25 protein-coding genes and 2 pseudogenes are annotated in these 22,843 nt (G+C 68.7%); all 27 read right to left on the bottom strand.

Annotated features, from left to right (window positions below; translation table 11 throughout):
* Positions 1 to 23 precede the first annotated feature (23 nt).
* Entirely contained in the window at positions 24 to 524 is a 501-nt protein-coding gene (gene rplO / locus REH70_RS01560; protein WP_310751373.1) for a 50S ribosomal protein L15, read from the bottom strand.
* Entirely contained in the window at positions 524 to 706 is a 183-nt protein-coding gene (gene rpmD / locus REH70_RS01555; protein ID WP_310751370.1) for a 50S ribosomal protein L30, read from the bottom strand. The genes rplO and rpmD overlap by 1 nt, the downstream gene beginning before the upstream one ends.
* A complete protein-coding gene (rpsE, locus tag REH70_RS01550) occupies positions 706 to 1,347 on the bottom strand; it encodes a 30S ribosomal protein S5 (RefSeq protein ID WP_310751367.1) in 642 nt (213 codons plus the stop codon). Before rpsE ends, rpmD begins: the two co-directional genes overlap by 1 nt.
* 37 nt (positions 1,348 to 1,384) lie before the next feature.
* Positions 1,385 to 1,756: a 50S ribosomal protein L18 gene (gene rplR, locus REH70_RS01545; protein ID WP_310751364.1), complete on the bottom strand. Its 372-nt coding sequence runs from the start codon at positions 1,754 to 1,756 to the stop codon at positions 1,385 to 1,387.
* A gap of 3 nt (positions 1,757 to 1,759) precedes the next feature.
* On the bottom strand, positions 1,760 to 2,296 hold the full coding sequence (gene rplF / locus REH70_RS01540) for a 50S ribosomal protein L6 (RefSeq protein WP_310751361.1): 537 nt from the start codon (positions 2,294 to 2,296) through the stop codon (positions 1,760 to 1,762).
* Between the two features lie 24 nt (positions 2,297 to 2,320).
* The gene (gene rpsH, locus REH70_RS01535) at positions 2,321 to 2,719 is read right to left on the bottom strand and encodes a 30S ribosomal protein S8 (protein WP_298456384.1); all 399 of its coding nucleotides are present in this window, start codon (positions 2,717 to 2,719) and stop codon (positions 2,321 to 2,323) included.
* A gap of 71 nt (positions 2,720 to 2,790) precedes the next feature.
* A complete protein-coding gene (locus tag REH70_RS01530) occupies positions 2,791 to 2,976 on the bottom strand; it encodes a type Z 30S ribosomal protein S14 (RefSeq protein WP_298456386.1) in 186 nt (61 codons plus the stop codon).
* Between the two features lies 1 nt (position 2,977).
* On the bottom strand, positions 2,978 to 3,583 hold the full coding sequence (gene rplE / locus REH70_RS01525; RefSeq protein ID WP_310751355.1) for a 50S ribosomal protein L5: 606 nt from the start codon (positions 3,581 to 3,583) through the stop codon (positions 2,978 to 2,980).
* Positions 3,583 to 3,924 carry a 50S ribosomal protein L24 gene (rplX, locus tag REH70_RS01520; protein ID WP_310751352.1) on the bottom strand — a complete coding sequence of 114 codons (342 nt, stop codon included), beginning with the start codon at positions 3,922 to 3,924 and terminating at the stop codon, positions 3,583 to 3,585. The genes rplE and rplX overlap by 1 nt, the downstream gene beginning before the upstream one ends.
* Before the next feature lie 2 nt (positions 3,925 to 3,926).
* Positions 3,927 to 4,295 (bottom strand): 50S ribosomal protein L14, encoded by a 369-nt coding sequence (gene rplN / locus REH70_RS01515; protein ID WP_146899653.1) that lies wholly within the window; start codon positions 4,293 to 4,295, stop codon positions 3,927 to 3,929.
* A 149-nt stretch (positions 4,296 to 4,444) separates the two neighbouring features.
* A complete protein-coding gene (gene rpsQ, locus REH70_RS01510; RefSeq protein ID WP_310751345.1) occupies positions 4,445 to 4,747 on the bottom strand; it encodes a 30S ribosomal protein S17 in 303 nt (100 codons plus the stop codon).
* Positions 4,748 to 4,755: 8 nt separating this feature from the next.
* Positions 4,756 to 4,995: a 50S ribosomal protein L29 gene (gene rpmC, locus REH70_RS01505; protein WP_298456400.1), complete on the bottom strand. Its 240-nt coding sequence runs from the start codon at positions 4,993 to 4,995 to the stop codon at positions 4,756 to 4,758.
* Positions 4,995 to 5,414: a 50S ribosomal protein L16 gene (rplP, locus tag REH70_RS01500; RefSeq protein WP_310751340.1), complete on the bottom strand. Its 420-nt coding sequence runs from the start codon at positions 5,412 to 5,414 to the stop codon at positions 4,995 to 4,997. The genes rpmC and rplP overlap by 1 nt, the downstream gene beginning before the upstream one ends.
* Before the next feature lie 3 nt (positions 5,415 to 5,417).
* Positions 5,418 to 6,233, bottom strand: a complete 816-nt coding sequence (gene rpsC, locus REH70_RS01495; RefSeq protein ID WP_310751338.1) for a 30S ribosomal protein S3 — start codon at positions 6,231 to 6,233, stop codon at positions 5,418 to 5,420.
* Complete coding sequence (gene rplV / locus REH70_RS01490) at positions 6,233 to 6,601, bottom strand: 50S ribosomal protein L22 (RefSeq protein ID WP_310751335.1); 369 nt, start codon at positions 6,599 to 6,601, stop codon at positions 6,233 to 6,235. The genes rpsC and rplV overlap by 1 nt, the downstream gene beginning before the upstream one ends.
* Positions 6,602 to 6,627: 26 nt before the next feature.
* On the bottom strand, positions 6,628 to 6,909 hold the full coding sequence (gene rpsS, locus REH70_RS01485; protein WP_310751332.1) for a 30S ribosomal protein S19: 282 nt from the start codon (positions 6,907 to 6,909) through the stop codon (positions 6,628 to 6,630).
* Positions 6,910 to 6,923: 14 nt separating this feature from the next.
* Positions 6,924 to 7,765: pseudogene (gene rplB / locus REH70_RS01480) on the bottom strand (50S ribosomal protein L2).
* Positions 7,766 to 7,804: 39 nt separating this feature from the next.
* Positions 7,805 to 8,107, bottom strand: coding sequence for a 50S ribosomal protein L23 (gene rplW / locus REH70_RS01475; RefSeq protein WP_310751329.1), 303 nt, complete (start codon positions 8,105 to 8,107; stop codon positions 7,805 to 7,807).
* On the bottom strand, positions 8,104 to 8,826 hold the full coding sequence (gene rplD, locus REH70_RS01470; RefSeq protein ID WP_310751326.1) for a 50S ribosomal protein L4: 723 nt from the start codon (positions 8,824 to 8,826) through the stop codon (positions 8,104 to 8,106). The genes rplW and rplD overlap by 4 nt, the downstream gene beginning before the upstream one ends.
* A pseudogene (rplC, locus tag REH70_RS01465) lies at positions 8,810 to 9,480 on the bottom strand (50S ribosomal protein L3). Before rplC ends, rplD begins: the two are co-directional and overlap by 17 nt.
* A 22-nt stretch (positions 9,481 to 9,502) precedes the next feature.
* The gene (rpsJ, locus tag REH70_RS01460; RefSeq protein WP_019146773.1) at positions 9,503 to 9,811 is read right to left on the bottom strand and encodes a 30S ribosomal protein S10; all 309 of its coding nucleotides are present in this window, start codon (positions 9,809 to 9,811) and stop codon (positions 9,503 to 9,505) included.
* Between the two features lie 373 nt (positions 9,812 to 10,184).
* Positions 10,185 to 11,378, bottom strand: coding sequence for an elongation factor Tu (tuf, locus tag REH70_RS01455; protein WP_298456440.1), 1,194 nt, complete (start codon positions 11,376 to 11,378; stop codon positions 10,185 to 10,187).
* Positions 11,379 to 11,504: 126 nt separating this feature from the next.
* A complete protein-coding gene (gene fusA / locus REH70_RS01450) occupies positions 11,505 to 13,607 on the bottom strand; it encodes an elongation factor G (protein ID WP_310751303.1) in 2,103 nt (700 codons plus the stop codon).
* A gap of 99 nt (positions 13,608 to 13,706) precedes the next feature.
* Entirely contained in the window at positions 13,707 to 14,177 is a 471-nt protein-coding gene (gene rpsG, locus REH70_RS01445; RefSeq protein WP_310751300.1) for a 30S ribosomal protein S7, read from the bottom strand.
* Positions 14,177 to 14,551, bottom strand: coding sequence for a 30S ribosomal protein S12 (gene rpsL, locus REH70_RS01440; RefSeq protein WP_310751296.1), 375 nt, complete (start codon positions 14,549 to 14,551; stop codon positions 14,177 to 14,179). The genes rpsG and rpsL overlap by 1 nt, the downstream gene beginning before the upstream one ends.
* A gap of 405 nt (positions 14,552 to 14,956) precedes the next feature.
* Positions 14,957 to 18,835 carry a DNA-directed RNA polymerase subunit beta' gene (locus REH70_RS01435; protein ID WP_310751293.1) on the bottom strand — a complete coding sequence of 1,293 codons (3,879 nt, stop codon included), beginning with the start codon at positions 18,833 to 18,835 and terminating at the stop codon, positions 14,957 to 14,959.
* Between the two features lie 119 nt (positions 18,836 to 18,954).
* The gene (gene rpoB / locus REH70_RS01430; protein ID WP_310751291.1) at positions 18,955 to 22,458 is read right to left on the bottom strand and encodes a DNA-directed RNA polymerase subunit beta; all 3,504 of its coding nucleotides are present in this window, start codon (positions 22,456 to 22,458) and stop codon (positions 18,955 to 18,957) included.
* Positions 22,459 to 22,843: the final 385 nt, after the last annotated feature.

The following is a 22,843-nucleotide window of genomic DNA, read 5'->3' as shown; positions in this document are numbered from 1 at the left end:
CCTCCGACCCCGTCCTGGCGTGGTCAGTCCTGCTCGACGGACCCGCCGGCAGCGACGATCTTCTCCTTGGCGGACGCCGAGAAGGCGTCCACCGCGACCGTGAGGGCCACGGTGATCTCGCCGGTCCCGAGCACCTTGACCGGCTGACCCTTGCGGACCGCCCCCTTGGCGACGAGATCGGCGACCGTGACCTGGCCACCGGCCGGGTACAGCTCCGCCAGCTTGTCCAGGTTGACGACCTGGTACTCGGTGCGGAACGGGTTCTTGAACCCGCGGAGCTTGGGCAGACGCATGTGCAGCGGCATCTGGCCACCCTCGAAGCCGGCCGGGACCTGGTACCGGGCACTGGTGCCCTTGGTCCCGCGACCGGCCGTCTTGCCCTTGGACGCCTCACCACGACCCACGCGGGTCTTGGCGGTCTTGGCACCCGGGGCCGGACGCAGGTGGTGCACCTTGAGGGTGCCGCCCGCGCCGGCGGTGGTCTTGCCGGCCTTGGCCGGCGTCTCCTGGGTGTTCTCGCTCATCACTCGACCTCCTCGACCGCGACGAGGTGGATCACCGTCTGGACCATGCCCCGGATCTCCGGACGGTCCTCCTTGACGACGACGTCACCGATGCGCTTCAGCCCGAGGGTCCGCAGCGTGTCGCGCTGGTTCTGCTTGCCGCCGATGGCGGACTTGGTCTGGGTCACCTTGAGGCGGGCCATCACGCACCCACCTTCGCGGCGGTCCCGGCTGCCCGGGCCCGCAGCAGCGGCGCCGGAGCGACGTGCTCGAGCGACAGACCACGGCGCGCCGCGACGGCCTCCGGCTCCTCGAGCCCCTGCAGCGCCGCCACCGTGGCGTGCACGATGTTGATGGCGTTGGTGGAGCCGAGGGACTTGCTGAGGATGTCGTGCACGCCGGCGCACTCGAGCACCGCACGCACCGGACCACCGGCGATGACACCGGTACCGGGGGACGCGGGACGCAGGAACACGACGCCGGCCGCGGCCTCACCCTGGATGGGGTGCGGGATGGTGCCCTGGATGCGGGGGACCCGGAAGAAGTTCTTCTTGGCCTCCTCGACACCCTTGGCGATCGCCGCGGGCACCTCCTTGGCCTTGCCGTAGCCCACGCCGACGGTGCCGTCGCCGTCACCCACCACGACGAGCGCGGTGAAGCTGAAGCGGCGTCCGCCCTTGACGACCTTGGACACGCGGTTGATCGTCACGACGCGCTCGAGGAACTGGCTCTTCTCGGGAGCGTCCCGGCGTCCGCCGTCACGGCGTCCGCCGTCACGACGGTCGCCGCCGCCGCCGGCGCCGCCCGCGGGCGCGCCGGTGTTGCTGCGCTGAGGAGCAGCCATCAGTGAATCCTCTTCTTCCGTACGGAGGTGGTGGTCGTCACAGGGCCAGTCCGCCTTCGCGGGCCCCGTCGGCGACTGCTGCCACCCGGCCGTGGTACTTGTTGCCGCCGCGGTCGAACACGACCGCGTCGACGCCGGCAGCCTTGGCACGCTCGGCGACGAGCTCACCGACGCGACGCGCCTTGGCGGTCTTGTCCGCGCCGAGGGCGCGCAGGTCGGCCTCGAGCGTCGAGGCGGACGCGACGGTCCGCCCGACCGTGTCGTCGACGACCTGGGCCGTCATGTGCCGGGTGGACCGGGTGACGACGAGGCGAGGACGGACGGCCGTGCCGCTGACCTTCTTGCGGACACGCAGGTGACGACGGGCGCGGCTGATCGCCTTGCCCTTGCCCATGATCTTGAGAGCCATCGCTTACTTCCCAGCCTTTCCGACCTTGCGCCGGACGACCTCGCCGGCGTAACGCACACCCTTGCCCTTGTACGGCTCGGGCTTGCGGATCTTGCGGATGTTGGCTGCGACCTCGCCGACCTGCTGCTTGTCGATGCCGCTGACCGAGAAGCGGGTCGGGGCCTCGACGGCGAACGTGATGCCGGCGGGCGGCGCGACGTTCACCGGGTGGCTGAAGCCGAGCGCGAACTCGAGCGTGTCGCCCCTGGCGGTGACGCGGTACCCGGTGCCAACGATCTCGAGGCGCTTGGTGTAGCCCTCGGTGACGCCGGTGATCAGGTTGGCGAGCAGCGTGCGGGTCAGGCCATGCAGCGAGCGCGACTCGCGCTCGTCGTCCGGACGGGACACCACGAGGGCACCGTCCTCCTGGACGACCTGGATAGGGGACGCCACGGTGTGGGTCAGGGCGCCCTTGGGGCCGTTGACCGTCACCACGCGTCCGTCGATCGTGACGTCCACGCCGGTGGGGACCGGGACGGGGACTCTGCCGATACGAGACATGGCTAGCTCCTTTCCGTCTCGGACTTACCAGACGTAGGCGAGGACTTCCCCACCCACGCCCTTCTTGGCGGCCTGCTTATCGGTGAGGAGGCCGGAGGACGTGGACAGGATCGCCACGCCGAGGCCGCCGAGCACCTTGGGCAGGTTGGTCGACTTGGCGTACACGCGCAGGCCCGGCTTGGACACGCGGCGCACACCGGCGAGCGAGCGCTCGCGGTTGGGGCCGTACTTGAGCTCGATGGTGAGGTACTGCCCCACCGGGGCGTCCTCGACCTTCCAGCCGGCGATGTAGCCCTCGGCCTGGAGGATCTCCGCGATGTGCGACTTCAGCTTCGAGAACGGCATGGTCACCGTGTCGTGGTGCGCCGAGTTCGCGTTCCGCAGACGCGTCAGCATGTCTGCGATCGGGTCGGTCATGGTCATGTGGGCTTAGCCCTTCCTCGCCGGGGTATCCGGGACCGCGATGCGGTTGGCCCGGACCAGCGGCGTAGTTGTTACCAGCTGCTCTTGGTGACGCCGGGGAGCTCGCCGGCGTGCGCCATCTGGCGCACGCAGATCCGGCAGAGCCCGAACTTGCGGTACACGGAGTGCGGACGTCCGCACCGCTGGCACCGGGTGTAGGCGCGCACCTTGAACTTCGGCGTCTTGGCGGCCTTCTGGATCAGGGCGGTCTTCGCCATGTCAGTCCTCCTTGAAGGGGAAGCCGAGACGCTTCAGCAGCGAGCGGCCCTCTGCGTCGGTGGTCGCGGTGGTGACGACGGTGATGTCCATCCCACGCACGCGGTCGATCTTGTCCTGGTCGATCTCGTGGAACATCGACTGCTCCGTGAGGCCGAACGTGTAGTTGCCGTGGCCGTCGAACTGCTTGGGCGACAGGCCGCGGAAGTCACGGATGCGCGGCAGGGCCGTGGACAGCAGGCGGTCCAGGAACTCCCACATCCGGTCGCCGCGCAGCGTCACGTGGGCGCCGATCGGCATGCCCTCGCGCAACTTGAACTGGGCGATCGACTTGCGGGCCTTGGTGACCTGCGGCTTCTGGCCGGTGATCGCGGTGAGGTCCCGGATCGCACCGTCGATGAGCTTGGAGTCCTTGGCGGCCTCGCCGACACCCATGTTGACGACGACCTTGGTCAGTCGCGCCACCTGGTTGACGTTGACGTGGCCGAACTCGGTGAGGAGCTCCGGGGCGATCGCGTCGGCGTACCGGGCCTTGAGGCGGGGCACGGGGCGCGCGAACTGGTCGCGCGCGGTGTCCCCGCCGGTGGTGACCGTGCTCTCGGTGGTCATCAGATGTCCTTCCCGGAGCGCTTGGCCACGCGGACCCGCACGGTCTTCGTCCGACCGTCACGCTCGACTTCCTCGGTGCGGTACCCGACCCGGGTGCCCTTCTTGGTCTCCGGGTCGACGACCATCACGTTGCTGATGTGGATCGGGGCCTCGACGGTCTCGATGCCACCGGTCCGCGTGCCGCGCTGGGTCTGGCCGGCCTTGACGTGCTTGGTGACCCGCTGGACGCCTTCGACGACGACGCGCTGCGTCTCGACGAGGACCTCCAGGACACGGCCTTCCTTGCCCTTGTCGCGGCCAGAGATGACGACCACGAGGTCGCCCTTCTTGATCTTCGCCATGGTCAGAGCACCTCCGGAGCCAGCGAGATGATCCGCATGAACTTCTTGTCGCGAAGCTCACGGCCCACCGGGCCGAAGATGCGGGTCCCACGGGGGTCGCCGTCGTTCTTGAGGATCACGGCGGCGTTCTCGTCGAACTTGATGTACGAGCCGTCGGGACGCCGACGCTCCTTGCGGGTACGGACGATGACCGCCTTGACGACGTCGCCCTTCTTGACGTTGCCGCCGGGGATCGCGTCCTTGACGGTGGCGACGATGACGTCACCGATTCCGGCGTAGCGACGTCCCGAACCACCGAGAACACGGATGCAGAGGATCTCCTTGGCACCCGTGTTGTCGGCGACCCGAAGTCGCGACTCCTGCTGGATCATGTACCTACTCCTGTCGTCTGCCGGTTCTCGAGCCCTGCTGGGGGATCTGAGCCTGGCCGAACGGATAGCTGCCGTCATGCACCCGGGGCCGGTGGTGGAACCCGTGGTCCCACCACCGCATTCCCCGGGGGCAACTGAGTACTGCTGGCCTACTTGGCCTTCTCGAGGACCTCGACCACGCGCCACCGCTTGGTGGCGGAGAGCGGTCGCGTCTCCATGATGAGGACGAGGTCGCCGATCCCGGCCGCGTTGGCCTCGTCGTGCGCCTTGACCTTGCTCGTGCGCCGGATGACCTTGCCGTAGAGCGGGTGCTTGACCCGGTCCTCGACCTCCACCACGACGGTCTTCTGCATCTTGTCGCTGACCACGTAGCCACGCCGCGTCTTGCGGTCGGGACGGCGCTCAGCGCTCTCGGGGGCCGCGGTCACGGCGCCCTCCTGGGTTTCGCTCATGGTCGACCTCACTCGCTCGCGCTCGGGGCAGTACGGATGCCGAGCTCGCGCTCACGCAGGATCGTGTAGATCCGCGCGATGTCGCGGCGCACGGCCTTGAGCCGCCCGTGGCTCTCGAGCTGACCGGTGGCCGACTGGAAGCGCAGGTTGAACAGCTCCTCCTTGGCCTTCTTCAGCTCGGCGACGAGTCGCTCGTCGTCGAAGCCGTCCAGCTCGTCGGGGGCGAGCTCCTTGGTTCCGATAGCCATCAGTTGCCACCACCCTCGCGGACCACGAAACGGGTCTTCATCGGGAGCTTGTGCTGGGCGCGGCGCATGGCCTCGCGAGCCAGCGGCTCCGGGACACCGGCGAGCTCGAACATCACTCGGCCGGGCTTGACGTTGGCGATCCACCACTCGGGCGAACCCTTACCCGAACCCATGCGGGTCTCCGCCGGCTTCTTGGTGAGCGGGCGGTCCGGGTAGATGTTGATCCAGACCTTGCCACCACGCTTGATGTGGCGGGTCATGGCGATACGAGCAGCCTCGATCTGGCGGTTGGTGACGTAGGCCGGCTCGAGAGCCTGGATGCCGTACTCACCGAACGAGATCACGGTGCCACCGGTCGCGGCGCCGGAGCGCCCCGGGTGGTGCTGCTTGCGGTGCTTCAGCCTGCGCGGGATCAGCATGGCTCAGGCCTCCGTTCCAGAAGTGGGCGCCTCGGCCGGGGCCGCAGCGGCCTCGGCGGGGGCGGCCGGCGCGTCGGTCCGCTCGGTCCGACGCGGGGCGCCGGCGCGAGCCGGACGGTCCGCACGCGGGCCGCGCGGCGCACGCGGAGCCTGGGTCGCCTGCTGCTGGGCGAACTCCTTCTCCGTCATGTCGCCCTTGTAGATCCAGACCTTGACGCCGATGCGGCCGAAGGTGGTCCGGGCCTCGTAGAAGCCGTAGTCGATGTTCGCGCGCAGCGTGTGCAGCGGAACCCGACCCTCGCGGTAGAACTCGCTCCGGCTCATCTCGGCACCACCGAGGCGGCCGGCGCACTGCACGCGGATGCCCTTGGCGCCGGCGCGCTGCGCGGACTGCATGCCCTTGCGCATCGCACGACGGAACGAGACACGGCTCGCGAGCTGCTCGGCGATGCCCTGGGCCACGAGCTGCGCATCGATCTCGGCGTTCTTCACCTCGAGGATGTTCAGCTGCACCTGCTTGCCGGTGAGCTTCTCGAGCTCGCCGCGGATGCGGTCGGCCTCCGCGCCACGACGCCCGATGACGATCCCCGGGCGGGCGGTGTGGATGTCGACGCGCACACGGTCACGGGTGCGCTCGATCTCGACCTTGGAGATGCCGGCGCGCTCGAGGCCCGTCGACATGAGCTTGCGGATCTGCACGTCCTCGCGGACGTAGTCGCGGTACCGCTGGCCGGGCTTGGTGCTGTCGGCGAACCACCGCGACCGGTGGTCGGTGGTGATGCCGAGGCGGTACCCGTGCGGGTTGACCTTCTGTCCCACTATCGGGCCCTCTCCTTCTTCTCGACGGGGGCCACGACCACGGTGATGTGGCTGGTCCGCTTGAGGATCTGGCTCGCCCGTCCCTGTGCACGCGGGCGGAACCGCTTGAGGGTCGGACCCTCGTCGACGTACGCCTCACGGACCACGAGCGACGCGGCGTCGAACGCCTCGCCGGCACGGTCCGCCTTGACCCGGGCGTTGGCGATCGCGCTCTCGACAACCTTGAGCACGGTCTCCCCCGCGGCCTGCGGCGCGAACTTCAGCGTCGCCACGGCCTGCTCGGCCTGCTTGCCACGGATGAGGTCCACGACGCGCCGGGCCTTCTGGGGCGTGACGCGGACGAACCGCGCCTGCGCCTTGGCTTCCATTGCTGTCCTGCCTTCTTGAATCGTCATCAGCGGCGACGGCCCTTGCGGTCGTCCTTCTCATGGCCGCGGAACGTGCGCGTGGGGGCGAACTCGCCCAGCTTGTGCCCGACCATCGACTCGGTCACGAAGACGGGCGTGTGCTTGCGGCCGTCGTGGACCGCGAACGTGTGGCCGAGGAAGTCCGGCGTGATGAGCGACCGGCGGGACCACGTCTTGATGACGCTCTTGGTCCCCTTCTCGTTCTGCAGGTCGACCTTCTTCTGGAGGTGACCGTCGACGAACGGGCCCTTCTTCAGGCTGCGTGGCATCTGTCGGCTCCCTATCAGCGCTTGTTCTTGCCGGTGCGCCGACGGCGCACGATGAGCTTGTCGCTCGGCTTGTTCGGACGGCGGGTACGACCCTCGGGCTGACCCCACGGGCTCACGGGGTGACGCCCACCGGACGTCTTGCCCTCTCCACCACCGTGCGGGTGGTCGATCGGGTTCATGGCGACACCGCGGACGGAGGGGCGCTTGCCCTTCCAGCGCATGCGGCCGGCCTTGCCCCAGTTGATGTTCGACTGCTCGGCGTTGCCGACCTCGCCGACCGTGGCGCGGCAGCGCAGGTCGACGTTGCGGATCTCGCCGGACGGCATGCGCAGCTGCGCGTACGGCCCGTCCTTGGCGACCAGCTGCACCGACGCACCGGCCGAGCGGGCGATCTTCGCGCCGCCACCGGGCCGGAGCTCGATGGCGTGGATGACCGTACCGGTCGGGATGTTGCGCAGCGGCAGGTTGTTGCCGGGCTTGATGTCGGCGCCGGCGCCGTTCTCCACGACGTCGCCCTGGCGGAGCTTGTTCGGCGCCACGATGTAGCGCTTCTCGCCGTCCGCGCGTAGTGCAGCAGCGCGATGCGCGCCGTGCGGTTGGGGTCGTACTCGACGTGCGCGACCTTGGCCGGCACGCCGTCCTTGTCGTGACGACGGAAGTCGATGACGCGGTAGGCACGCTTGTGTCCGCCACCCTGGTGACGCATGGTCACGCGGCCGGTCGAGTTGCGACCACCCGTCTTGTGCAGCGGGCGAACCAGCGACTTCTCCGGCGTGGAGCGCGTGATCTCGACGAAGTCGGCGACGGACGCGCCGCGGCGCCCCGGCGTCGTCGGCTTGTACTTACGGATTCCCATGGGGATCTGTCCCTAATCTGTAGCTCGTGGCGGTCGGCCTCAGCCGACCGGTCCGCCGAAGATGTCGATCGTGCCCTCGCGGAGGGTGACGATCGCGCGCTTCGTGTCCTTGCGCTTGCCGAGCCCGAACTTCGTCCGCCGCGTCTTGCCCTTGCGGTTGATCGTGTTCACCGACTCGACCTTGACCGCGAAGACCTGCTCGATCGCGATCTTGATCTCGGTCTTGTTCGCGCGGGGGTCCACGATGAACGTGTACTTGCCCTCGTCGAGCAGCCCGTAGCTCTTCTCCGAGACGACCGGTGCGATCAGGATGTCGCGCGGGTCCTTCGTGACGGCGGTCACTTCGTGCCCTCCTGGGTCAGTGCAGCCTCTTCCGACTCGGTCGCCGTGGCGGTGACCGAGCGACCCTGCGTCGGGCCGGCCAGGAACGCGTCGAGCGCGCCCTGGGTGAAGACGACGTCGTCGGAGACGAGCACGTCGTACGTGTTGAGCTGGTCGGCGACGAGCAGGTGGACCCGCTCGACGTTGCGCAGCGACTTCCAGGTGATCTCGTCCGAGCGCTCGACGACGACCAGGACGTGCTTGCGTCCGGAGAGGGTGTCGAGGATCGAGAGAGCCGACTTGGTCGACGGCGCGGCACCCGGGGCGAAGCCCGTGACGACGTGCACGCGACCGGCGCGGGCGCGGTCCGAGAGAGCACCGCGGAGCGCCGCGGCCTTCATCTTCTTCGGGGTCCGCTGGCTGTAGTCACGCGGCGTCGGGCCGTGGACCGTGCCACCGCCGGCGAACTGCGGCGCACGCGTCGAGCCCTGGCGGGCGCGGCCGGTGCCCTTCTGCTTGTACGGCTTGCGCCCACCACCGCGCACCTCGCCACGGTTCTTCGTGTCGTGGGTGCCCTGGCGCGCCGCGGCGAGCTGCGCCACGACGACCTGGTGGATGAGCGGGACGTTCGTCTGGACGTCGAAGACCTCGGCGGGCAGGTCGGTCGTGCCCGCCTTCGTGCCGCTCGGGTCCAGGACGTCGACGGTCAGGGTGAGTCCGGTGTCAGCCACGTCGCTCATGCCCCTTCACTGCGTTGCGCACGAGGACGACGCCGCCCTTGGGGCCCGGGAGGGCGCCCTTGACGAGCAGCAGACCCTTCTCGGCGTCGACCGCGTGGACGGTCAGGTTCTGAGTGGTCTGACGGTCGTGGCCCATGCGACCGGCCATCCGCATGCCCTTGAACACGCGCGACGGGGTCGAGGCCCCACCGATCGAGCCGGCCTTGCGGTGGTTGCGGTGCGCACCGTGGGAGGCGCCGACGCCGGAGAAGCCGTGACGCTTCATGACACCGGCAGTGCCCTTGCCCTTGGTGGTGCCCGTGACGTCGACCGTCGTCCCGGCCTCGAAGGCCGCGGCGGTGATCTCCTGGCCGAGCGTGTACTCGGCCGCGTCGGAGGTACGGATCTCGGCCACGTGCCGGCGGGGGTGACCCCGGCCTTCTCGAAGTGGCCCTTGAGCGGCTGGGTCACCTTGCGCGGGTCGATCTGGCCGTAGGCCAGCTGGACCGCGGAGTACCCGTCCGTGTCAGCGGTGCGCACCTGCGTGACGACGTTCGTGCCGACCTGCACGACGGTGACGGGCACGAGACGACCGTTGTCGTCCCACACCTGCGTCATGCCGAGCTTGGTGCCGAGCACGGCCGTGACGGCGCGCGCGTTCTGCTGGGTGGTCATGATGATCAGTTCCTTCCCAGCTTCAGAGCTTGATCTCGATGTTCACGTCGGCCGGCAGGTCGAGACGCATGAGCGAGTCGACCGCCTTCGGCGTGGGATCGATGATGTCGATGAGCCGCTTGTGCGTGCGCATCTCGAAGTGCTCGCGGCTGTCCTTGTACTTGTGGGGCGACCGGATGACGACGAAGACGTTCTTCTCCGTCGGGAGCGGCACCGGACCCACGACCGTCGCACCAGCGCGCGTCACCGTGTCGACGATCTTGCGCGCCGAGCTGTCGATGACCTCGTGGTCGTAGGACTTGAGCCGGATGCGGATCTTCTGTCCCGCCATGGCGTCGTCTGACTCTCTCTCGAACCGCTAGCTGTCCGGCCCACGCACTCGGGCGTGTCGCATTTTGCGCCACGCCGTCGCGCTGCGCACCTGTTCGAGGTGCGGGGCCGTTGGATGCTGTCTGAGCCCCGCCGCAGGTACGTTCCCCGCCGACCTGAGCTCCAACGTTGATGTGCCTGGATGTCTGCGCATGCGCGCTACGCGCACGCACGATCGACCCCGGGCAACCTGGCTAGTCTGCCAGACGATCGCCGCCCTGGCCAACCCCCTCGGGCGGGCGTGAGCGACGACACTCCCCCGACCCACCGACGAGGCGGTCGGTCGGGGACATGCGGAAGGGCCCGGGTGCGAGCACCCGGGCCCTTCCGGTGGATCACTTGATGATCTTGGTGACCCGGCCCGAGCCGACGGTCCGGCCACCCTCACGGATGGCGAAGCCGAGGCCCTCCTCCATGGCGATCGGCTGGATCAGCGCGACCGTCATCTCGGTGTTGTCGCCGGGCATGACCATCTCGGTGCCCTCGGGCAGCGTGATGACGCCGGTGACGTCGGTGGTGCGGAAGTAGAACTGCGGACGGTAGTTCGCGTAGAACGGGTTGTGACGCCCACCCTCGTCCTTGGCCAGGATGTAGACCTGGGCCTCGAAGTCGGTGTGCGGGGTGATCGAACCCGGCTTCACGACGACCTGGCCGCGCTCGACGTCCTCGCGCTTCGTGCCACGCAGCAGCAGACCGACGTTCTCGCCGGCCTCGGCGTAGTCGAGCAGCTTGCGGAACATCTCGACGCCGGTGACCGTGGTCTTGATCGCCTTCTCCTTGATGCCGACGATCTCCACCTCCTCGTTCACCTTGAGCGCGCCGCGCTCGACGCGACCGGTGACGACCGTGCCACGACCGGTGATCGTGAAGACGTCCTCGATGGGCATGAGGAACGGCTTGTCGATCTCGCGGACGGGGTCCGGGACGTTCTCGTCGACGGCGTCCATGAGGTCCTCGACGGACTTGACCCAGGTCGGGTCGCCCTCGAGCGCCTTGAGGCCGGAGACGCGCACGACCGGCGCGTCGTCGCCGTCGAAGCCCTGCGAGCTGAGCAGCTCACGGACCTCCATCTCGACGAGCTCGAGGATCTCCTCGTCGTCGACCATGTCGGACTTGTTCAGCGCGACCAGCAGGTACGGGACCCCGACCTGACGGGCGAGCAGGACGTGCTCACGCGTCTGGGCCATCGGGCCGTCGGTCGCGGCGACCACGAGGATCGCGCCGTCCATCTGGGCGGCACCCGTGATCATGTTCTTGATGTAGTCGGCGTGCCCGGGGGCGTCGACGTGCGCGTAGTGGCGCTTCTCCGTCTGGTACTCGACGTGCGCGATGTTGATGGTGATACCGCGCTGCTTCTCCTCGGGCGCCTTGTCGATCTCGTCGAACGGCGTGAAGGGGTTGAGCTCCGGGAACTTGTCGTGCAGCACCTTCGAGATGGCAGCGGTCAGCGTCGTCTTGCCGTGGTCGACGTGACCGATGGTCCCGATGTTGACGTGCGGCTTGGTCCGCTCGAACTTGGCCTTGCCCACTGTGTCCTCCTCGGACTCAAGGTAGTGATCTGCTCATACGGTGCAGGCGCCATGGTGGCATCTGCACGGGCGCTCGGCCCGCTCCGGTCGACCGGCCGCTCGGGGCGGCCGGTCGACCGATGGGGCCTACTCGCCCCGGGTCTTCTTGATGATCTCCTCGGCAACGTTCCGAGGAACCTCGGCGTAGCTGTCGAAGGCCATCGAGTACACGGCCCGACCCTGGGTCTTGGACCGCAGGTCGCCGACGTACCCGAACATCTCCGACAGGGGGACCTGCGCGGTGATGACCTTGACGCCGGTCGCGTCCTCCATCGAGAGGATCATGCCGCGACGGGAGTTGAGGTCGCCGATGACGTCGCCCATGTACTCCTCGGGCGTGCGCACCTCGACGGCCATGACCGGCTCCAGCAGGACGGGATCCGCCTTGCGGACCGCCTCCTTGAGGATCATCGAGCCGGCGATCTTGAACGCCATCTCCGAGGAGTCGACGTCGTGCGCGGCACCGTCGAGCAGCGTCGCCTTGACGCCCACGAGCGGGTAGCCCGCCAGGACACCGAGCTGCATGGCGCCCTGGATACCGGCGTCGACCGACGGGATGTACTCGCGCGGGACGCGACCACCGGTGACCTTGTTGTCGAACTGGTACAGCTCGCCCTCGGACGGGTCCAGGGGCTCGAAGGTCATCTGGACCTTCGCGTACTGGCCCGAGCCACCGGTCTGCTTCTTGTGCGTGTAGTCGATCTTCTCGACCGCACGGCGGATGGTCTCGCGGTAGGCGACCTGCGGCTTGCCGACGTTCGCCTCGACCTTGAACTCGCGACGCATGCGGTCCACGAGGATGTCCAGGTGGAGCTCGCCCATGCCGGCGATCTCGGTCTGACCGGTGTCCTCGTTGAGGGACACCCGGAACGTCGGGTCCTCCTCGGCGAGCTTCTGGATGGCCAGGGAGAGCTTCTCCTGGTCACCCTTCGTCTTCGGCTCGATCGCGACGGTGATGACGGGCTCCGGGAAGCTCATCGACTCGAGCACGATCTTGTTCGCCGGGTCGCAGAGCGTGTCACCGGTGGTGACGTCCTTGAGACCGATGAAGGCGTAGATGTGGCCGGCCGTGGCGTCCTCGACCGGGTTCTCCTTGTTGGAGTGCATCTGGAAGAGCTTCCCGATGCGCTCCTTCTTGTCCTTCGTCGCGTTGTAGACCTGCGCGCCGGAGGCCACGTGGCCGGAGTACACCCGGACGTACGTCAGCTTGCCGAAGAACGGGTGCGACGCGACCTTGAACGCGAGGGCCGCGAAGGGCTCCGTCGACTTCGGCTCGCGGCGCAGGATGGTCTCCTCGTCGCCGATCGCGTGCCCCTCGACGGCCGGCACGTCCAGCGGGGACGGCAGGTAGTCGATGACGGCGTCGAGCATGGGCTGGACGCCCTTGTTCTTGAACGCCGAGCCGCACAGGATCGGGAACGCGTCGCCGGAGAGCACGAGGGCACGGATGCCCTTCTTGATCTCCGGGATCGTGATCTCCTCGCCGCCGAGGTACTTCTCGAGCAGCTCCTCGCTCGTGTCGGCGACGGCCTCGACGATCGCGGCGCGGTACTCGTTCGCCTGCTCGAGCATGTCGGCCGGGATCTCCTCGACCTCGTACTTCTCGCCCAGCGCGGTCTCGCCACGCCACACGAGGGCACGCATCTCGATGAGGTCGACGACGCCGATGAAGTCGTTCTCGGCCCCGATCGGGAGCTGGATCGGCAGCGGCTTCGCCTTCAGGCGGTCGACGATCGTCTTGACCGTGAAGTAGAAGTCGGCGCCCAGCTTGTCCATCTTGTTGACGAAGCAGATGCGCGGGACGTTGTACTTGTCCGCCTGCCGCCACACCGTCTCGGACTGCGGCTCGACACCCTCCTTGCCGTCGAAGACCGCGACGGCGCCGTCGAGCACGCGCAGGGAGCGCTCGACCTCGACCGTGAAGTCCACGTGGCCCGGGGTGTCGATGATGTTGATCTGGTTGTCCTTCCAGTAGCAGGTCGTCGCGGCGGACGTGATCGTGATGCCGCGCTCCTGCTCCTGCTCCATCCAGTCCATCGTCGACGCACCGTCGTGCGTCTCACCGATCTTGTAGTTGACCCCGGTGTAGAACAGGATCCGCTCGGTGGTGGTGGTCTTGCCGGCATCGATGTGCGCCATGATGCCGATGTTGCGGACCTTGTTGAGGTCCGTCAGCACGTCGAGTGCCACGTTGTCGCCCTTCTGAGCAGTTGGTTCGCGCCGAGGGACCCGGCGCAGCTGGGCTCGGCCCAGCGGGTCTCGCCGGGTCCTCCCCGGCGCGAGCTGGGGCTACCAGCGGTAGTGCGCGAAGGCCTTGTTCGACTCGGCCATCTTGTGCATGTCCTCGCGACGCTTGACCGCGGCCCCGAGGCCGTTGCTCGCGTCGAGGATCTCGTTCATGAGGCGCTCGGTCATCGTCTTCTCGCGACGGGCGCGGGAGTAGTCGGTGAGCCAGCGCAGCGCGAGGGTCGTGGACCGCACGGGGCGGACCTCGACGGGCACCTGGTAGGTGGCGCCACCGACGCGGCGCGAGCGGACCTCGAGCGCGGGACGGACGTTCTCGAGCGCGCGCTTGAGCACGACGACGGGGTCGCCGCTGGTCTTCTCGCGGACGCCCTCGAGCGCGCCGTAGACGATCGCTTCGGCGACGGACTTCTTGCCGTCCAGCAGCACCTTGTTGATGAGCTGCGTGACGACCGGGGACCCGTAGACCGGGTCGACGATGAGCGGCCGCTTCGGGGCCGGACCCTTACGAGGCATCAGTTGCTGCCCTTCTTCGCGCCGTAACGGCTGCGAGCCTGCTTGCGGTTCTTGACACCCTGGGTGTCGAGCGCGCCGCGCACGATCTTGTAGCGGACACCCGGCAGGTCCTTCACACGACCGCCGCGCACGAGCACGATGGAGTGCTCCTGGAGGTTGTGGCCGACACCGGGGATGTAGGCGGTGACCTCGACCTGGCTCGAGAGGCGGACGCGCGCGACCTTGCGGAGGGCCGAGTTCGGCTTCTTCGGGGTGGTCGTGTAGACGCGGGTGCACACACCGCGGCGCTGCGGGGAGCCCTTGAGCGCGGGGGTCTTGGACTTGGTCACCTTGGGCGAGCGGCCCTTGCGGACCAGCTGCTGGATCGTAGGCACTACGTCTCCGTGTCTGTTGCGAAGTGTGGATCTCTGATCGACCGGCTGTCCGGTCCGTTGGACCGATCCGGGGGCTGCGCCCCGGCCTCGGCCCGGAGGCCTTGAGTCCCGCTCCGACCCCCGCAGCCGGGCGTGTCGCCCCACTCCGGCACATCGATCACCCACGGTGAGCAGGTGGTGTGTGCGCGTGCGGTGGACTGGTCCACCCGTTCCCTCCGCGTCGCCGGCGAGGCGATCGCGTGCGGGAGCATGCACGCAGGGCCCGACGGCGCGGGCACGGTGGACCACATTACCTGGCCCGCATGGGCGGGTCAAAGGCATGTGACCAGGCTGACACGGCCGGAGCCCCCGGCGCCGCGTGGGCGCCGAGGGCTCCGGCCGTGGTGGAGCCGGTGAGGGTCCGGATCAGCGGAAGTCGCCGAAGTCCAGGTCCTCGAGCGGGATCGCCTCGCCCGAGCCGAGGCCCAGGGCGGGGAAGTCGATCTCGTCGTAGCCGAAGCTCGGGTACAGCTCGGCCTTGGCCGCCTCGGTCGGCTCGACCGTGACGTTCCGGTACCGGGCCAGGCCCGTCCCCGCGGGGATGAGCTTTCCGAGGATGACGTTCTCCTTGAGCCCGAGCAGCGGGTCGCTGCGCCCGCTCATGGCCGCCTCGGTGAGCACCCGGGTCGTCTCCTGGAAGGAGGCGGCCGAGAGCCACGAGTCGGTGGCGAGCGAGGCCTTCGTGATCCCCATGAGCTCCGGACGCCCGGACGCCGGCTGGCCGCCCTCGGCGACCGCCCGACGGTTGGCGTCCTCGAACCGGCCGCGCTCGGCCAGCTCGCCCGGCAGCAGGTCCGTGTCACCCGAGTCGAGCACGGTCACGCGCCGCAGCATCTGCCGCACGATGACCTCGATGTGCTTGTCGTGGATGTCCACACCCTGCGAGCGGTACACCTGGTGGACCTCGTCCACGAGGTGCTTCTGCGTCGCCCGCGGGCCGAGGATGCGCAGCACCTTCTTGGGGTCGACGGCGCCCTGGACGAGCTGGGTGCCGACCTCGACGTGCTGCCCGTCGGTGACGAGCAGGCGCGACCGCTTGGTGATCGGGTAGGCGATCTCCTCCGAGCCGTCGTCCGGGGTGAGCACGATGCGGCGGGTCCGCTCGGACTCGTCGATCGTGACCCGGCCGGTGAACTCGGCGATCGGGCCCTCACCCTTGGGGGTACGGGCCTCGAACAGCTCCTGGATACGGGGCAGACCCTGGGTGATGTCGTCGGCCGAGGCCACACCACCGGTGTGGAACGTCCGCATCGTCAGCTGGGTGCCGGGCTCACCGATCGACTGGGCCGCGATGATGCCGACGGCCTCGCCGATGTCCACGAGCTTGCCGGTGGCCAGCGAGCGGCCGTAGCACTTCGCGCACGTGCCGACCCGGGACTCGCAGGTGAGCACGGAGCGGATCTTGAGCTCGGTGACGCCGGCCTCGAGCAGGGCGTCGATGAGCACGTCGCCGACGTCCTCCCCCGACGTGCCCATCGTGCGGCCGTCGACCTCGACCCCCGTGGCCAGGGTGCGCGAGTAGACGCTCGTCTCGACCTTGTCGTGACGACGCAGCGTCCCGTCGGGGCCCGCCACGCCGACCGGCATGACCAGGCCGCGCTCGGTGCCGCAGTCCTCCTCGCGGATGATGACGTCCTGGGAGACGTCCACCAGGCGCCGCGTGAGGTACCCGGAGTCGGCGGTCCGCAGAGCGGTGTCCGCCAGCCCCTTGCGGGCACCGTGCGAGGCGATGAAGTACTCCAGGACCGACAGGCCCTCGCGGTAGTTGGACTTGATGGGGCGCGGGATGATCTCGCCCTTCGGGTTCGCCACGAGGCCGCGCATACCGGCGATCTGACGGACCTGCATCCAGTTACCACGCGCACCCGAGCCGACCATCCGGTACACGGTGTTGCGGGCCGGGAAGTTCTCCCGCATGGCCTCGGCGACCTTGTCGGTGGCCTGGGTCCAGATCTCGATGAGCTCCTGACGGCGCTCGTCGTCGGTGATCAGACCCTTCTCGTACTGGCCCTGGATCTTCGCCGCCCGGGCCTCGTGCTCCTCGAGGATGCCCGCCTTGGCCGTCGGCGTGGCGACGTCCGAGATGGCGATCGTGACGCCCGAGCGGGTGGCCCAGCGGAAGCCGGCCTCCTTCAGCGCGTCGAGGCTCGCCGCGACCTCCACCTTCGGGTACCGCTCGGCGAGGTCGTTGACGATGACCGACAGCCGCTTCTTGTCGACGACGCCGTTCTCGTACGGGTAGTCGACCGGCAGCAGCTCGTTGAACAGGGCCCGGCCCAGGGTCGTCGTGAAGACGATCGGGTCGCCCTCGCTCCAGCCCTCCGGGAGCGTCTCGCCGACCGGCGCGACGAGGTCCTCCATGCGGATCTGCACGACCGCGTTGAGGTCGAGGTCACCCGCGTCGAACGCCATGATCGCCTCGGCGACCGAGCTGAAGTGGCGCCCGGAGCCCTTGGCCTCGTCGTCCGGGCGGTCCGACGTCAGGTGGTACAGGCCGATGATCATGTCCTGCGAGGGCATGGTCACCGGACGACCGTCCGACGGCTTGAGGATGTTGTTGCTCGAGAGCATGAGGATGCGGGCCTCGGCCTGCGCCTCCGCGCTCAGGGGCAGGTGGACGGCCATCTGGTCACCGTCGAAGTCCGCGTTGAACGCGGCGCACACGAGCGGGTGCAGGTGGATCGCCTTGCCCTCGACGAGCTGCGGCTCGAAGGCCTGGATGCCCAGGCGGTGCAGCGTGGGCGCGCGGTTGAGCAGCACGGGGTGCTCGGTGATGACCTCTTCGAGGACGTCCCAGACCACCGGACGCGCGCGCTCGACCATGCGCTTGGCGGACTTGATGTTCTGCGCGTGGTTGAGGTCGACGAGCCGCTTCATGACGAACGGCTTGAAGAGCTCGAGCGCCATCTGCTTCGGCAGCCCGCACTGGTGCAGCTTGAGCTGCGGGCCGACGACGATGACCGAACGGCCCGAGTAGTCCACGCGCTTGCCGAGGAGGTTCTGGCGGAACCGCCCCTGCTTGCCCTTGAGCATGTCGGAGATCGACTTCAGCGGCCGGTTGCCCGGACCGGTGACCGGACGCCCGCGGCGACCGTTGTCGAACAGCGCGTCGACGGCCTCCTGGAGCATGCGCTTCTCGTTGTTCACGATGATCTCGGGCGCACCGAGGTCGAGCAGGCGCTTGAGCCGGTTGTTGCGGTTGATGACGCGGCGGTACAGATCGTTGAGGTCCGAGGTGGCGAAACGGCCACCGTCGAGCTGGACCATCGGACGCAGGTCCGGCGGGATCACCGGGACGGCGTCGAGGACCATGCCCTCGGGCGAGTTGCTCGTGGTGAGGAACGCGTTGACGACCTTGAGGCGCTTGAGGGCACGGGTCTTGCGCTGGCCCTTGCCGTTCTTGATGGTGTCGCGCAGCGAGTCGGACTCCGCCTCGAGGTCGAACGCCTGCAGGCGCTTCTGGATCGCCGCGGCGCCCATCGAGCCCTCGAAGTAGTTGCCGTACCGGTCGGTGAGCTGGCGGTAGAGCATCTCGTCGCCCTCGAGGTCGGCGACCTTGAGGTTCTTGAACCGGTCCCAGACCGTGTCCAGGCGCTCGAGCTCGGCGTCCGCACGCTTGCGGATCTGCGCCATCTCGCGCTCGGCGGAGTCGCGCACCTTGCGGCGGGCGTCCGACTTCGCCCCCTCGGCCTCGAGCTCGGCGATGTCGGCCTCGAGCTTCTGGGCGCGGGTGTTGATCTCGTTGTCGCGACGGTCCGAGATCTCCTTCTTCTCCAGGTCGATCTCGTTCTGGAGGTTCGGCAGGTCCTCGGCGCGGCCGGCCTCGTCGACCGACGTGATCATGTAAGCGGCGAAGTAGATGACCTTCTCGAGGTCCTTCGGCGCGAGGTCCAGCAGGTAGCCCAGGCGCGAGGGCACGCCCTTGAAGAACCAGATGTGGGTGACGGGCGCGGCGAGCTCGATGTGGCCCATCCGCTCACGGCGCACCTTGGAGCGCGTCACCTCGACGCCGCAGCGCTCGCAGATGATGCCCTTGAAGCGCACGCGCTTGTACTTGCCGCAGTAGCACTCCCAGTCCCGGGTGGGGCCGAAGATCTTCTCGCAGAAGAGTCCGTCCTTCTCCGGCTTCAGGGTGCGGTAGTTGATGGTCTCGGGCTTCTTGACCTCGCCGTGCGACCAGGCGCGGATGTCCTCAGCCGTGGCGAGTCCGATACGCAGCTCATCGAAGACGTTGACGTCGAGCAAGGGGGTCCTACTCTCTTCGCTTGGCCGGGGGCGGTGTCGCTCCCGGCCACGATGGATCTCATTCAGGTGGTCGGTCCCCGCCCGGCCCATCCGTTGCGGAAGGGCCGGGCGGGGCGACGTCAGATCTCTTCGATGCTGCTGGCGTTGGGCCGGCGCGACAGGTCGATGCCGAGCTCCTCGGCAGCGCGGTAGACCTCGTCGTCGCTCTCCTTCATGTCGATGGAGACGCCGTCGGAGGACAGCACCTCTACGTTCAGGCACAGCGACTGCATCTCCTTGAGAAGCACCTTGAACGACTCCGGGATTCCCGAGTCGGGGATGTTCTCGCCCTTGACGATGGCCTCGTACACCTTGACGCGCCCGGGGACGTCGTCGGACTTGATGGTGAGGAGCTCCTGCAGCGTGTAGGCGGCGCCGTACGCCTCGAGGGCCCACACCTCCATCTCGCCGAACCGCTGGCCACCGAACTGCGCCTTACCACCCAGCGGCTGCTGCGTGATCATCGAGTACGGGCCGGTCGAGCGGGCGTGGATCTTGTCGTCGACCAGGTGGTGGAGCTTGAGGATGTACATGTAGCCCACCGCGACCGGGTCCGGGAACGGCTCCCCGGAGCGGCCGTCGAACAGCCGGGCCTTGCCGGTGCCGTCGACCATGCGGTCCCCGTCCCGGTTCGGGTGGGTCGCGTCGAGCAGACCGGTGAGGACGTCCTCGGGCACGCCGTCGAACACGGGCGTCGCGACCGGGTTGCCCGGCTCGCTGCGGACCGCGGCCGACGGGACGTCCTGGGTCCAGGTCGCACCCTCGGCCAGCTCGATGTCCCAGCCCTGCTTCGCGACCCAGCCGAGGTGCGTCTCGAGCACCTGGCCGACGTTCATGCGCCCCGGGACGCCGAGCGGGTTGAGCACGACGTCGACGGCGGTGCCGTCGGGCAGGAAGGGCATGTCCTCGACCGGGAGGATCTTGGAGATGACGCCCTTGTTGCCGTGGCGGCCGGCGAGCTTGTCGCCGTCGGTGATCTTGCGGCGCTGGGCGATGTACACCCGGACGAGCTCGTTCACGCCGGCGGGCAGCTCGTCGCCGTCCTCACGGTTGAACGTGCGGACCTCGATGACCGTGCCGGACTCGCCGTGCGGGACCTTGAGCGACGTGTCGCGGACCTCTCGGGCCTTCTCGCCGAAGATCGCCCGGAGCAGGCGCTCCTCGGGGGTCAGCTCGGTCTCGCCCTTGGGCGTGACCTTCCCGACGAGGATGTCGCCGGCCGCGACCTCGGCGCCGATGCGGATGATCCCGCGCTCGTCGAGGTCCGCGAGGACCTCCTCGGAGACGTTCGGGATGTCCCGCGTGATCTCCTCCGGCCCGAGCTTGGTGTCACGAGCGTCGACCTCGTGCTCCTCGATGTGGATCGAGGACAGGACGTCGTCCTGCACGAGGCGCTGGCTGAGGATGATCGCGTCCTCGTAGTTGTGGCCCTCCCACGACATGAACGCGACGAGCAGGTTGCGGCCGAGCGCGAGCTCGCCCTCGTCCGTCGCCGGACCGTCCGCGAGCACGGAGCCGGGCTCGACCCGAGCGCCCTCGTCGACCAGCACACGCTGGTTGTACGAGGTGCCCTGGTTGGAGCGGCGGAACTTCGCGACGCGGTAGGTCTGCGTCGTGCCGTCGTCCGCCGACACCACGATGAGGTCGGCCGAGACCTCGGTCACGACGCCGGCCTTGCTCGCCACGATGACGTCGCCGGCGTCGACCGCCGCGCGGCGCTCCATGCCGGTCCCGACGAGCGGGGCCTCCGAGCGGACCAGCGGCACCGCCTGGCGCTGCATGTTCGCGCCCATGAGCGCGCGGTTCGCGTCGTCGTGCTCGAGGAACGGGATGAGGGCCGTCGCGACCGACACCATCTGGCGCGGCGAGACGTCCATGTAGTCGACGTCCGTGCCGAGGATGAGGTCGACCTCGCCACCCTTGGTCCGCACGAGGACGCGGTCCTCGGCGAAGCGGCCCGTCTCGTCGAGCGCCGCGTTGGCCTGCGCGATGACGTAGCGGTCCTCGTCGTCGGCCGTGAGGTAGTGGACCTCCTCGGTGACGACGCCGTGCTCCACCTTGCGGTACGGCGTCTCGACGAAGCCGAACGGGTTGATCCGCCCGTACGTCGCGAGCGAGCCGATGAGACCGATGTTCGGGCCCTCAGGCGTCTCGATCGGGCACATGCGGCCGTAGTGCGAGGGGTGGACGTCGCGGACCTCCATGCCGGCGCGGTCGCGGGACAGACCACCCGGGCCGAGCGCGGACAGGCGACGCTTGTGCGTCAGGCCCGCGAGCGGGTTGTTCTGGTCCATGAACTGCGACAGCTGCGACGTGCCGAAGAACTCCTTGATCGACGCCACCACGGGGCGGATGTTGATCAGGGTCTGCGGGGTGATCGCCTCGACGTCCTGAGTCGTCATGCGCTCGCGGACGACACGCTCCATCCGCGACAGGCCGGTGCGGACCTGGTTCTGGATGAGCTCGCCGACCGCGCGGATGCGGCGGTTGCCGAAGTGGTCGATGTCGTCGGTCTCGACGCGCACCTCGACGGCCTCGCCGTTCCGGTTGCCGGGGATGGTCGCGACGTCGGCGTGCAGCGCGGCCATGTACTTGATGGTCGCCACGATGTCGGAGACGGACAGCACGCTCTCGCCGAGCGGGGCGTCGATGCCGAGCTTCTTGTTCACCTTGTAGCGGCCGACCTTGGCGAGGTCGTAGCGCTTGGGGTTGAAGTAGAAGTTCTCGAGCAGCGCGCGACCGGCCTCGACCGTGGGCGGCTCACCCGGGCGGATCTTGCGGTAGAGGTCGAGCAGGGCCTCGTCCTCTGTGTTGACGTGGTCCTTCTCGAGCGTGTCGAGCACGGCCGGGAACGCCGCGAACTCCTCGCGGATCTGCGACTCGGTCAGACCGAGGGCCTTGAGCAGCACCGTGACGGACTGCTTGCGCTTGCGGTCGACGCGGACACCGACGGCGTCACGCTTGTCGATCTCGAACTCGAGCCAGGCACCGCGGCTCGGGATGATCTTGGAGGTGAAGATGTCCTTGTCGGACGTCTTGTCGGCGACCCGCTCGAAGTACACGCCCGGGGACCGGACGAGCTGGGAGACGACGACGCGCTCGGTGCCGTTGATGATGAACGTGCCGCGCTCGGTCATGAGCGGGAAGTCGCCCATGAAGACCGTCTGGCTCTTGATCTCACCGGTCGTGTAGTTGACGAACTCGGCCGTGACGAACAGCGGCGCGGCGTAGGTGAAGTCCTTCTCCTTGCACTCCTCGGCCGTGTACTTCGGCGGCTCGAAGCGGTGCTCCCGGAAGGACAGCGACATGGTGCCGCCGAAGTCCTCGATCGGGGAGATCTCCTCGAAGATCTCCTCCAGGCCGGCGGTCTCGGGCACGTCGGTCCGGCCCGCCTCGACGGCGGCGGCCACGCGGGCCTGCCACTTCTCGTTGCCGAGCAGCCAGTCGAAGTTCTCAGTCTGCAGGCCGAGGAGGTCAGGGACCTCGAGCGGCTCGTGGATCTGGGCGAAGGAGATACGGCGAGACGCGGTGCGATTTGCGATAGCGTCGGCGGACGGAGCAGAAGGGGTGCGCGAGGCAGCCAAGAGGGGTCCTTCCTGCGGATCGTGTGCACGCTGCGCCGCCCGGCGGTTCGCGACCCCCGGCCGCGAGCCCGTCCACACCGCATGTGCGGTGTCGATCCGGCTCGGGTTATACGGGGTCGCGGGCACAGGCCAACGCAAAGCGCTAGCCTATCCGACTGCCCACGCGCTGTCCACCGTCCAGCGCAACGCGGCTTTGCACCGGCCCCGGATGGGCGTACCCTGCCCCGGCGCACGTGGCCCACGACACACCCCGCTGCCACGACGCCGTCGTCGGGCGCTCCGCCGGCCGCCCCGCACCATGCAGCGAGGCCCGCACCGGCAGCCGGTGCGGGCCTCGCGTGACGTGCACCCTCGCGGGGTCGCGACGCCGTCGCCCCCGGTCAGG

It is taken from the genome of Cellulomonas sp. ATA003 (assembly GCF_031582905.1).
Lineage (GTDB): Bacteria > Actinomycetota > Actinomycetes > Actinomycetales > Cellulomonadaceae > Pengzhenrongella.
The sequence above is the reverse complement of the archived record's forward strand: the minus strand, read 5'-3'. Positions and strand labels throughout refer to the sequence as shown.